We start from the raw sequence: 11844 nt of genomic DNA, 5'->3' as shown, positions 1-11844 counted from the left end.
CCTCCCACCCGCCCCTGTCGGCGGCGACTACGGCTGGGCGGTCTGGTCCAGCGATGGCCGGAAGCTCCGCTCCCAGGGCAGTGCGCCACCAGCCCTGCTGCCGAGCAGCGACGAAGTGATCCTGGGCGTGCCGGCGGCCATGATGTCCTGGCACGCCGTGACCCTGCCTCAGGGCAGCATGAGCGGCGCCGTGAAGCTGCGCTCGGTGCTGGCCGGCCTGCTCGAGGACCGGCTGCTCGATGACCCCGAGCAGTTGCACTTTGCCCTGGAGCCCAATGCCCGCGCCGGCGTGCCCGTGTGGGTCGCGGCCTGCAACCGGCAATGGCTGCGCAGTGTGGTGCAGGCACTGGAAGGTGCCGGCCGCCGCGTCGCCCGCATCATTCCCGAGTTCGCCCCGCAGCCGGCCGACGCGGCCCCGATGGTGTTCGCCATCGGCGAGCCCGGCACCGCCCAACTCGTGGTCTGCGACACCGAGGGCGTGACCCAGTTGCCGCTCGATGCCGCGGGCGCCGCCCTGGTGGGCACCGTCCCCGAGGGCACCGCCATGCTGGCCGAGCCGGCCGTGGCCGAGCTGGCGGAAAGCCTGCTCGGGCGGCGCATGCCCATCGTCAAGCCGGCCGCGCGCTGGTGGCAGGCCAGCCGTTCCCCCTGGGACCTGGCGCAGTTCGACCTTGCCTCCACCGGCCGCGCGCGCGCAGGCAAGAAACTGGCAGCGATCTCGCGCATGCTCTGGTACGGCCCCGAATGGCGGCTTGCGCGCTGGGGCGCCCTGGCCCTGGTGGTGGCCCAGTTGATCGGCCTCAACGCCTGGGCCTGGAAGGAGCGCAGCGCTCTCGACGGCAAGCGCGCCGCGGTCAACAACATCCTTCGCCAGACCTTTCCCTCGGTGCAGTTGGTGGTCGATGCCCCTGCGCAGATGGTGCGCGAGGTCGCGACGCTGCAGCAGGCCACCGGCGGCGTGGCGGCCATCGACCTCGAGCCCATGCTCAGCGCCGTCGCCACCAGCCTGCCGCCCGGGCGCGTTCCCAGTGCCATCGACTACAGTGCCGGCCAGCTGCGGCTGCGCGGACTGGGCCTGCAGCCCTCGGAAACCAGCAGGATCGCAGCCACGCTGTCCGCGCGAGGCTACGGCGCCCGCAGCGAGGGCGACCTGCTGCTCGTGCAGGCGGAGGCGCAGCGATGAACTGGCTCGAATCCCTGGAAGCGCGCTGGCAGGCCTGGTGGCCCGAGCTGGAGGCGCGCGAGCAGCGGCTCATCGGCGCGGCCGCCGCGCTGGTGCTGCTGGCCCTGCTGTGGTGGGTGGCGCTCGCCCCGGCGCTGCGGACTCTCTCCGCCGCGCCGGCCGAGCATGCAAGGCTCGACGCGCAGCTGCAGCAGATGACCAGCCTGCAGGCGCAAGCCAAGGCCCTGCAGGCACAGCCGCGTGCCAGCCGCGACGATGCGATGCGCGCCCTCGAGAACTCGGTTCGCCAGAGCTTCGGCCCCAACGCGCAATTGCAGCCCGCCGCCTCCGGCGAAGGCGTCTCGGTCGCGGTGCGTGCCATGCCGGCCGACACGCTGGCGCAATGGTTGGCGCAGGCGCGCAGCAACGCGCGCGCGGTCCCACGCGAAGTCCATCTCACCCGCAGTGCGCAAAGCGCGCCGGCCCCGGGCGGCGGTGCAGCGCCGGCCAAGGGCGGCGATCGCCCCCTGCCGCGCTGGGACGGCACCCTGGTCATGGGCCTGCCGGCCCGCTGAGCCCGTTGCGCCATGGCCAGACGAAGCGATCCTTCCGACCGTGCCCCCACCGGCCGCGGCTGGGCCGTGCTCGGTCTGTTGCTGGGCGCGCTGCTGGCCCTGTCGGTCTATGCACCGGCGCGCTGGCTGGCCGCCGGCCTGGCGCGCTGGAGCGACGGCCACCTGCAGCTGGTCAACGCACGCGGCACGGTCTGGGACGGCACCGCGGGCGTGGTGTTCGCCAGCGGCGCAGGCGGCGTCGAATCCATTTCGCTCCCCGGCGCCCTCGCCTGGACCCTGCGACCCCGCTGGGACGGCGTGGCGGCGACGCTCCAGATCCCTTGCTGCGCGCCGCGGCCGCTGCAGTTCAACGCCCGCCCGCGCCCCGACGGCCTGCAGCTGGCCTGGCAGGACGGCCAGTCGCGGTGGCCGGCTGCCCTGCTCGCCGGCTTCGGCGCGCCATGGAACACGCTCAAGCCTGAGGGCGTGCTCGACCTGGCCATGCAGGGCTTCACCATGCAGTGGAGCGGCCCGGTGCTGCGGCTCGCCGGCCGGGCCACGCTGGATGCCACCGACATCTCCTCCAGCCTGTCGACCCTGCGGCCGATGGGCAGCTACCGCATCGCACTCGAAGGCGGGCCCCAGCCCAGCCTGCTGCTGACCACGCGCGAGGGCAGCCTCCAGCTCAATGGCAGCGGCCGCTGGAACGGCCGCGCCCTGCGCTTCGACGGCGAGGCCAGTGCCGCGCCGGGACGTGAGGACGCGCTGTCGAACTTGTTGAACATCATCGGCCGACGCGAGGGCGCGCGTTCGATCATCACCCTGGGTTGACCATGACATCACCATCCACCCGCGCCATGCGCCTCTGCACCGTCGCCCTCGCGGTGCATCTGCTGGGCGCCGCCGGCATGCCGGCGGCCTTCGCGCAGGACGCCCCGCGCCGCGGCGAGCCGATCACACTGAACTTCACCAATGCGGAGATCGAGTCCGTCGCGCGCACGATGGCCGTCGTGACCGGCCGCGACGTGGTGGTCGACCCGCGCGTGAAGGGCACCATCAACCTCCAGACCGACCGTCCGATCTCGCCGAACGCGGCCTTCAACCAGTTCGCCGCCGCGCTGCGCCTGCAGGGCTTCGCGATCGTGCAGTCCGAGGGACTCTACAAGGTGGTGCCGGAAGCCGACGCCAAGCTGCAGAGCAATGCGGTGACCACCTCGAGCTCCGCCACCGCCAGCCTCTCCGGCAACCAGATCGCGACCCAGGTCTTCAAGCTGAACTACGAGTCGGCCAACAACCTGCTGCCGGTGCTCCGGCCCCTGATCGCGCCCAACAACACCATCAACGTCAACCCGGGCAACAACTCGCTGGTGATCACCGACTACGCGGAGAACATGCGGCGCCTGGCCCGCATCATCGCCGCGCTGGACGTGCCCAATGCCTCCGACGTGGAGGTGATCCCCCTGAAGTATTCGGTCGCCACCGACCTGGTGCCTGTGCTCGTCCGCCTGGCCGAGGGCGGTTCGGCGACCGCCGGGGCGCAAGTCGCCGGAGTGCCCGGCACCACCGATGCCTCCTTCCGCACCACCCTGCTCGCCGAGCCCCGCAGCAACGCGATCATCATGCGGGCCGCCAACCCCGCGCGCGCCCAACTGATCCGCTCCCTGATCCAGCGGCTCGACCGGCCGGCGGCCGAGACCAGCAACGGCGCCGCAGGCAACATCTACGTGGTCTACCTGAAGAACGCGGATGCGGTGCGCATCGCCACCACCCTGCGCGCGGCGCTCGCAGCCGCCCAGCCGAACGTCACGGGCACCCCGGGCGCGCCCGGCGCCACGGCAGTCACCGCCACGGCGCAGCAGCCGCAGCAACAGCAGTTCAGCCAGGCCGGCAGCGGGGGGGGGCTGAGCGCCGCCACCACGCCCGTCAGCACCACCGCGCCGCCCTCCACCGGCGGGCAGATCCAGGCCGACCCGGCCACCAACTCGCTGATCATCAGCGCCCCCGAGCCCCTGTACCGGCAGATCCGCGCCGTGATCGACCAGCTCGACAGCCGGCGCGCACAGGTGCTGATCGAGAGCCTGATCGTCGAGGTCAACGCCGACAAGGCCGCCGAGTTCGGCATCCAGTGGCAAAGCGGCATCGGCAGCACCGGCGACCGCAACGTGGGCGTGATCGGCACCAACTCCAGCCTGGGCGGCGCCAACATCATCGACCTGGCGGTCGGCCTCGCGACCGGCAACACCGCCACGCGCCCCTCGAGCGGCCTCAATTTCGGCATCGGGCACCGCTACGGCAGCAACAACCAGTACGTGCTGGGCTTCCTGGCCCGCTTCCTGGCCAGCAACGGCGAGGGCAACGTGCTCTCGACGCCGAACCTGCTGACGCTGGACAACGAGGAGGCCAAGATCGTCGTCGGCCAGAACGTCCCCTTCGTCACCGGCCAGTACACCAACACCGGCGGCAACAACAACACCGTCAACCCCTTTTCGACCATCGAGCGCAAGGACGTGGGCCTGACGCTGCGCGTGCGTCCGCAGATCAGCGAGACCGGCACGGTCAAGATGCAGATCTTCCAGGAAGTCTCCAGCGTGGTCGCCTCCACGGTGAACAACGTCAACGGCCCCACCACCACCAAACGCTCGATCGAGTCGAACGTGCTGGTGGACGACGGCAACATCATCGTGCTGGGCGGCCTCTTGTCCGACGAGTACTCGAACTCGACCGAAAAGGTGCCGGGCCTCGGCGACGTGCCGGTGCTGGGCAACCTGTTCAAGAGCGAGGTGCGCAGCCGCAGGAAGACCAACCTGATGGTGTTCCTGCGCCCCACCGTCGTGCGCGACCAGCTCTCGGGCGACGCCATCACCGCCGACCGCTACGACGCGCTGCGCGCGCTGCAGCAGAACACGCAGCAGCCTTCCACCGACAACCCGATGCTCAACGCAGTGCGCGACTCGGTGATCCTGCCGCCGCTGCCCGAGGTCAGGCAGGGCGATCCGTCGCGCCGCATCGAGGGCACGCGCCTGATCCCGCCGCCGATGCCGCCACAGCACGTGCCGTTGCCCGCCGGCCCGCTCAAGGGTGCGCTGCCGCCCACCGCCGACCCGTCGAGCGGCCGCGAGCTGCCCTGAGGACTGCGCCGTGCGCTATCCCCTGCCCTATGCCTTCGCCCGCAGCCAGCAGCTGCTGCTGGAAGAGGCCGACGACGGTGCCCTGACGCTCTGGATGCCGCGGACGCCGAGCAAGAGCGCGCTCGGCGAAGTGGTGCGCAAGTACTCGGTCAAGGCCTTCGAGGCACTGCCCCCCGATGACCTGGCGCGGCGCATCAGCGCCGCCTACGCGCAGGGCGAGTCGAACGCCGCCGCCGTGGTCAGCGAGGTGCAGAGCGATGCCGACCTGTCGCGCATGATGCAGGAGCTGCCGGCGGTCGAGGACCTGCTGGAAAGCGCCGGCGACGCGCCCATCATCCGCATGCTCAACGCCCTGCTCACGCAGGCGGCGCGCGACGGCGCCAGCGACATCCACATCGAGCCCTACGAGCGCACGTCATCGGTGCGCTTCCGCATCGACGGCACGCTGCGCGAGGTGGTGCAGCCCAACCGGGCGCTGCATGCGGCGCTGATCTCGCGGCTGAAGATCATGGCCGACCTCGACATTGCCGAGAAGCGCCTGCCGCAGGACGGGCGCATCAGCCTGCGCATCGGCACCCGCGCGGTGGACGTGCGCGTCTCGACCCTGCCCTCGGCGCACGGCGAGCGCGCGGTGCTGCGCCTCTTGGACAAGTCGGAAAGCCGGCTCACGCTGGAGGCGGTGGGCATGCAGGGCGACACGCTGTCGCGCTTCGAGCACCTGATCGGCCAGCCGCACGGCATCATTCTCGTGACCGGCCCGACCGGCTCGGGCAAGACCACCACCCTCTATGCCGCACTGCAGCGCCTCGACAGCGCCCAGAGCAACATCATGACGGTGGAGGACCCGATCGAGTACGAGCTCTCCGGCGTGGGCCAGACCCAGGTCAACGCCAAGATCGACCTCACTTTCGCCAAGGCCCTGCGCGCCATCCTGCGGCAGGACCCGGACGTGATCATGATCGGCGAGATCCGCGACTTCGAGACCGCGCAGATCGCGATCCAGGCCTCGCTCACCGGCCACCTGGTGCTGGCGACGCTCCACACCAACGATTCGGTCAGCGCGGTCACCCGCCTGACCGACATGGGGGTCGAGCCCTTCCTGCTGAGCTCCTCGCTGCTGGGCGTGCTGGCCCAGCGCCTGGTGCGCCGCCTGTGCCCCGTGTGCGCCGCGCCCACCGCAGCCGGCGACGAGGCCGGCCCGGTGGGCTGCGAGGCCTGCGGCCAAACCGGCTACCAGGGCCGCACCGGCATCTTCGAGCTGCTGGTGGCTGACGACACCATCCGTTCGCTGGTGCACAACCGCGCTCCCGAGAGCCAGCTCTTCGTGGCCGCCGAGCGCGGTGGCCTGCGCTCGATGCGCGAGGACGGCGAGCGTTTGGTGAAGAGCGGCGTCACCTCTCGCGCCGAGCTCTTGCGCGTTACGCGCGAGTGAATAGAGCCCCCCGGCTTTTCACTTCGCTTCGCTGCGTGTAACTCCACCCCCCGAGGGGGAGGCGCGGCCGCCTTGGGGCGGCCCGGCGGCGGCCGCATCTGCCCCTTGGCGACGCCTATCTCATTCGAGAACGACGAGGTTGCGTGTCTGCGCGTCAGTTTCGACGGCTCGCACCTGACCCTTGCCGTCGAACAGCACCTGGAACTCGCTGAAGCTGCCCAGCCACATGCGCCAGACCGGCGCGTCGAGGGTCGGGTTCTCGCTGCTGATCGGGTAGCCCACCGCCATCGCGACCTGCTCGCGCGTCATGCCCTTGGTCACGCGCGCCGCCTTGATGGCCTCGCGGATCTTGGGCGGGAAGCTCGCGATGCGCGCCGCCGGGTCTTCGGTGACCACGTAGCGCTTCGCGAAGGTGCCCAGATCCAGGTCGCGGCTGTAGTCGTTGCCGATGTCCTGCTTCTTGCCGTCGATCAGCACGTTGACCCGATTGCGACCGTAGCCGGTCACTTGCGCCGGTGTGCCCACCGGGATCACGCGCTTGCCGCTCTCGGCGTAGTTGCTGTCGCTGATCCAGCTGCCGTCGGTGCGCAGGTTGCAGCAGAGAAAGCCGTTGTAGGTCGGACGGTCCTGCGCGGCAGCAGGCAGCGCGAGCGCGCCCAGCACGGCGGCAACGGCCAGGGCGGGGAGGCGAAGCGGCATGAAGACTCCTTCGTTCGGTGTTGTGAAAGCCGCGTGACGAAAAGGCTGCGCCAAACGTCGACAATGCGGGCTCGCGCATTTTGCCGCCAGTCCCCATGCCCGCCTATTCCTTCGAAGCCTTAGACCAACAGGGGCAGCCCCGCAAGGGCGTGCTCGAGGCCGACACCGCGCGCAGCGCCCGCGGCATGCTGCGGGCGCAGGCCCTGATCCCCCTGACCGTGACGGTGGTCGGCAGCCCGGAGGGCGGTTCCACCGCAGCGGGCGGCTGGCGCCGCGTCCTGGGCGGCCGGCGCATCTTCAATGCCACCACCCTCGCGGTGTGGACCCGCCAGCTCGCCGGGCTGGTTTCCTCCGGCCTGCCGCTGGAACGCGCCCTCACGGCGCTGACCGAGGAGTCCGAGACCGAGGAGCAGCGCAACCTGATCGCTTCGCTGCGCGCCGACGTGAATGCCGGCTCACCCTTCGGCCGGGCGCTGTCGCAGCATCCGCGCGAGTTCTCGCCCATCTACACCGCCGTGATCAGCGCCGGCGAGCAAAGCGGCAACCTGGGCCTCGTCCTCGAACGCCTGGCCGACGACCTGGAGCAGCGCCAGGCCCTGCAGCAGAAGCTGGTCGGCGCCGCGCTCTACCCCGCGATCGTGACCCTGGTCGCGATCGTGATCGTGGTCTTCCTGGTGAGCTACGTGGTGCCCCAGGTGGCGAACGTGTTCGCGGGCACCAAGCGCGCCCTGCCCTTCCTCACGGTGGCCATGCTGGCGCTCAGCGACTTCGTGCGCAACTACGGCTGGCTGATGCTGGGCGTGATCGTGCTGGCGGCCATCGGCTCGCGCATGGCGCTGGCGCGCGCCACCGTCCGCGAGCGCTTCGACGCCGCCTGGCTGGAGCTGCCGCTGGTCGGCCGCCTCTCGCGCGGCTACAACGCGGCGCGCTTCGCCAGCACCCTGGCCATGCTGGCCACCGCCGGCGTGCCCATCCTGCGCGCGCTGCAGGCCGCCTCCGAGACGCTCGGCAACACCGCCATGCGGGCCGATGCGCTCGACGCGCTCGTGCTGGTGCGCGAGGGCGCGCCGCTGGCTTCGGCGCTGGCGCAGAAGAAGCGCTTTCCCGGCATCGTCTCGATGTTCGCGCGCCTGGGCGAGCAGACCGGCACCCTGCCGCTGATGCTGCAGCGCGCCTCCAACCAACTGGGCGCCGAGGTGCAGCGCCGCGCCATGCACCTGGCCACCATCCTGGAGCCGCTCCTGATCGTGGCGATGGGCGGCGTGGTGATGCTGATCGTGCTCGCCGTGCTGCTGCCGATCATCCAGCTCAACCAGTTCGTGAAGTAGACGCCATGCCGGTCACGCTGGACGACAAGCTGGTGGTCGCGATCTCTTCGCGCGCCCTGTTCAACCTGGAGGAAGAGAACCGCCTGTTCGATGCCGGCGACCCTGACGCCTACATGCGCCTGCAGCTCGAGCGCCTCGACGTGCCGGCGGCGCCCGGCATTGCGTACTCGATGATCCGCAAGCTGCTGCGCTTCAACGACGACGGTGTCCAGCGCGTCGAGGTCGTCATCCTCTCGCGCAACGACCCCGTCTCGGGCATGCGCATCTTCAACTCCGGCGCCGCGGCCGAACTGCGCGTGCAGCGGGGCGTGTTCACGCAGGGACGGCCGCCGTACCGCTACCTGCGTCCGCTCAATGCCGACATCTTCCTGTCGGCCAATGCGTCGGATGTGCGAGAGGCACTGGCAGCCGGCTTTCCGGCGGCGCATGTGCGCGTCGACGGCGTGCTGGCCAGCGCCCTGCATCCGGACGAGGTAAGGATCGCCTTCGACGGCGACGCCGTCCTCTTTTCCGACGAAGCCGAGAAAGTGTTCCAGCAGCAGGGCCTCGATGCGTTCCAGGCCCATGAGACCAGCAAGGCGGCGGTCCCGCTCGGCGCCGGGCCCTTCAAACCCTTCCTCGTGGCGCTGCACAGGCTGCAGCAGGCGTCGGCCACCGGCATGCGCATCCGCACCGCCCTGGTGACGGCGCGCGGCGCACCTGCCCATCGCCGTGCCATCCAGACCCTGATGAACTGGAACATCCGCGTCGACGAGGCCATGTTCCTCGGCGGCCTGGCCAAGGGCGAGTTCCTGCGTGAGTTCGAGCCCGATTTCTTTTTCGACGATCAGACCGGGCATGTGGACGCCGCCGCGCGCCATGTACCGGCGGGCCACGTGGCCAGTGGCATCAGCAACCTGCTGGTGCCCCCCGAGTCGGCGTAGGGCACCCGGTTTCAGCGCGGCTTAAGAATGAGGCGCGCGCGGGCGCTACGATGCCCGCACCGCGCCGCTCCGGGCGCCATCACTCCCACGGGCTGCCCAATGAATGACGCATCCACCCGCTCCCCCCAGAACCTCTTTTCCACGCTGCGCCGCATCGGCGCGCTGACCGCGCCCTACTTCCGATCCGACCAGAAATGGCGCGCGCGCGGCCTGCTGGTGGCCATCGTGCTGCTCAACCTGGGCGCGGTCTACATGCTCGTGCAGATCAACGAGTGGTACCGCGTTTTCTACGACGCGCTGCAGAACAAGGACCAGGCCGTGTTCTGGCAGCAGATCGTGCGCTTCTGCTGGCTGGCCCTGATCTACATCGTGATCGCGGTCTACAAGTTCTACCTGACCCAGATGCTCCAGCTGCGCTGGCGCGTGTGGATGACCGACCACTACCTCCAGCGCTGGCTGCAGCACAAGGCCTTCTACCGGCTGGAGCTGGCGCGTTACACCTCGGGCAGCGAGCGCCTGCCCGACAACCCGGACCAACGCATCCAGGAAGACCTGAACCTGTTCACGACCTACACGGTGACGCTGTCCATGGGCATCCTGAACGCGCTGGTGACGCTGCTGAGCTTCGTCGGCATCCTGTGGACGCTCAGCGGCCCGCTCACCGTGCCCCTGCCCGGCGGCGGGAGCTGGGAGATCGCCGGCTACATGGTGTGGGCCGCGGTGCTGTACTGCGTGGTGGGCAGCGCCATCGCCCACTGGATCGGCAAGCCGCAGGTGGGCCTGAACTTCCAGCAGCAGATGCTGGAGGCCAACTTCCGCCACCACCTGATCCGCGTGCGCGAGTACAGCGAGGCCATCGCGCTGGACAACGGCGAGCACGTGGAGCGGCGCCAGCTCGACCTGCGCTTCGCGGACGTGATGAACAACTATCTGCGCCTCATCCGCAACCAGAAGAACCTCACCTGGTTCAGCACCTTCTTCGCCCAGGCGGCCATCATCTTCCCGCTCGTCGTGGCTGCGCCCCGCTTCTTCAGCGGCGCGATCCAGCTGGGCCAGCTGATGCAGATCAACTCGGCCTTCGGCCGGGTGCAGGACTCGCTCTCCTGGCTGGTCGACAACTACATGACGCTCGCCACCTGGAAGGCCACCTCGGACCGCCTGGCCGGCTTCGAGGACAGCCTGAGCACCCAGTCCAGCGAGGCCGAGGGCTTCGAGCACGTGCCCGCAGGCAGCGCCATCGATGCCAGCGCCGTCAGCATCGGTCTGCCGAACGGCCAGCGTCTGCTGGCACCGACCACGCTGCACGTGGCGCCTGGCGATTCGGTGCTGGTGCACGGCCCCTCGGGCAGCGGCAAGTCCAGCCTGTTCCGTACGCTGGCGGGCATCTGGCCGCACGCGCGCGGCAAGGTCGCGCTGCCGGCCGACACCATGTTCATTCCACAGCAGCCCTACTTCCCCGATGGACCGCTGCGCGACGCGCTGGCCTACCCCGAGCCTGCGGAACGATACGACGATGCGGCCCTTCGCGAGGCCCTGCAGGAGGCGCTGCTGCCGCAACTGGCGGACCAGCTCGACCGCAAGGACGCCTGGAGCCAGAAGCTCTCCGGCGGCGAGCGGCAGCGCCTGGCGATCGCGCGCGTGCTGCTGAAGAAGCCGGCCTGGGTGCTGGCGGACGAGGCCACCAGCGCGCTGGACGAGCCTGCCGAGGCGACGGTCTACCGGCGGCTGGTGGACATGGTCAAGCGCGCCGGCGGCGGCATCGTCTCCATCGCGCACCGGAGCACGCTGGGCGAGCACCACGGCCGGCGCTGGAAGCTGCAGCCGCAGGACCAGGCTGACGGCGCCGCCTTCCGGCTGCAGGAGGCGCAGCCGGCCGCCTGACCAAGGCTAAGGCGCGAGCGCGCCGCCGGCCTGACCGCGGCTTGCCGCGTAGCGCTCCCAGCCGCGGGCGCGCAGTTCGCAGGCCGGGCAGGTGCCGCAGCCATAGCCCCAGATGTGGCGGTGCGTGCGGTCGCCCAGGTAGCAGGTGTGGGTGTCCTCGACGATCAGGTCGACCAGCGCATCGCCGCCCAGGCGATGTGCCATCGCCCAGGTGTCAGCCTTGTCGATCCACATCAGCGGCGTCTCGATCAGGAAGCGGCGCTCCATGCCCAGCGAGAGCGCAAGCTGCATTGCCTTCATGGTGTCGTCGCGGCAGTCGGGGTAGCCGGAGAAGTCGGTCTCGCAGACGCCGGTGACGATCACCTGCAGGCCGCGCCGATAGGCCAGCGCGCCGGCCAGCGTGAGGAACAGCAGGTTGCGTCCCGGCACGAAGGTGTTGGGCAGGCCGCCGGTCTGCATCTCGAAGGCGATCTCCTGCGTCAGCGATGAGTGGCTGATCTGGCCCAGCACGTCGACGTTCAAAAGATGGTCCTCGCCCAGCCGCGGCGCCCAGGCAGCAAAGCGCTCGCGCAGGTGGGCCAGCACGGTCAGGCGCGCCTCGAGTTCGACGCTGTGGCGCTGGCCGTAGTCGAAACCGAGGGTTTCGACGCGCTCGTACTTGCCGAGCGCCTCAGCCAGGCAGGTGGTGGAGTCCTGGCCGCCGGAGAAAAGGACGAGGGCGCTGGTGTGCATGGCGG

Annotated in this window: 10 protein-coding genes; 8 read left to right on the top strand and 2 right to left on the bottom strand. The window is 70.2% G+C overall.

Going from position 1 to position 11844, the window contains the following annotated elements; all coding sequences use genetic code 11:
• The 5 genes from gspL to gspE all read left to right on the top strand — a co-directional run.
• Positions 1 to 1183: type II secretion system protein GspL (gspL, locus tag A8M77_RS31065; protein ID WP_086925331.1), on the top strand; the 1183-nt coding region annotated here is incomplete at its 5' end.
• The gene (gene gspM / locus A8M77_RS31060) at positions 1180 to 1737 is read left to right on the top strand and encodes a type II secretion system protein GspM (RefSeq protein ID WP_086925328.1); all 558 of its coding nucleotides are present in this window, start codon (positions 1180 to 1182) and stop codon (positions 1735 to 1737) included. The genes gspL and gspM, both read left to right, overlap by 4 nt.
• Positions 1738 to 1749: 12 nt before the next feature.
• Positions 1750 to 2547 carry a type II secretion system protein N gene (gene gspN / locus A8M77_RS31055; protein WP_086925327.1) on the top strand — a complete coding sequence of 266 codons (798 nt, stop codon included), beginning with the start codon at positions 1750 to 1752 and terminating at the stop codon, positions 2545 to 2547.
• A gap of 2 nt (positions 2548 to 2549) precedes the next feature.
• Complete coding sequence (gene gspD, locus A8M77_RS31050; protein ID WP_086925326.1) at positions 2550 to 4844, top strand: type II secretion system secretin GspD; 2295 nt, start codon at positions 2550 to 2552, stop codon at positions 4842 to 4844.
• Between the two features lie 10 nt (positions 4845 to 4854).
• The gene (gspE, locus tag A8M77_RS31045) at positions 4855 to 6276 is read left to right on the top strand and encodes a type II secretion system ATPase GspE (protein ID WP_086925325.1); all 1422 of its coding nucleotides are present in this window, start codon (positions 4855 to 4857) and stop codon (positions 6274 to 6276) included.
• A gap of 120 nt (positions 6277 to 6396) precedes the next feature.
• On the opposite strand, the gene A8M77_RS31040 is transcribed toward gspE, so the two are convergent.
• Entirely contained in the window at positions 6397 to 6975 is a 579-nt protein-coding gene (locus tag A8M77_RS31040) for a hypothetical protein (protein WP_143694831.1), read from the bottom strand.
• Positions 6976 to 7070: 95 nt separating this feature from the next.
• Between A8M77_RS31040 and gspF the strand changes: the two genes are divergently transcribed.
• The 3 genes from gspF to A8M77_RS31025 all read left to right on the top strand — a co-directional run bounded on the left by gspF (position 7071) and on the right by A8M77_RS31025 (position 11107).
• Positions 7071 to 8303 (top strand): type II secretion system inner membrane protein GspF, encoded by a 1233-nt coding sequence (gspF, locus tag A8M77_RS31035; RefSeq protein WP_086925324.1) that lies wholly within the window; start codon positions 7071 to 7073, stop codon positions 8301 to 8303.
• Between the two features lie 5 nt (positions 8304 to 8308).
• Entirely contained in the window at positions 8309 to 9226 is a 918-nt protein-coding gene (locus tag A8M77_RS31030) for a 5'-nucleotidase (RefSeq protein WP_086925323.1), read from the top strand.
• Positions 9227 to 9325: 99 nt separating this feature from the next.
• The gene (locus tag A8M77_RS31025; RefSeq protein ID WP_086925322.1) at positions 9326 to 11107 is read left to right on the top strand and encodes an ABC transporter ATP-binding protein/permease; all 1782 of its coding nucleotides are present in this window, start codon (positions 9326 to 9328) and stop codon (positions 11105 to 11107) included.
• 6 nt (positions 11108 to 11113) lie between these two features.
• Here the strand turns inward: A8M77_RS31025 and queC are convergent, their stop codons facing one another.
• Positions 11114 to 11839: a 7-cyano-7-deazaguanine synthase QueC gene (gene queC / locus A8M77_RS31020; protein ID WP_086925321.1), complete on the bottom strand. Its 726-nt coding sequence runs from the start codon at positions 11837 to 11839 to the stop codon at positions 11114 to 11116.
• Between the last annotated feature and the right edge of the window lie 5 nt (positions 11840 to 11844).

This window comes from Variovorax sp. JS1663, from assembly GCF_002157355.1.
GTDB lineage: Bacteria > Pseudomonadota > Gammaproteobacteria > Burkholderiales > Burkholderiaceae_C > Variovorax.
This window is presented reverse-complemented; position numbering and strand designations above follow the sequence as displayed.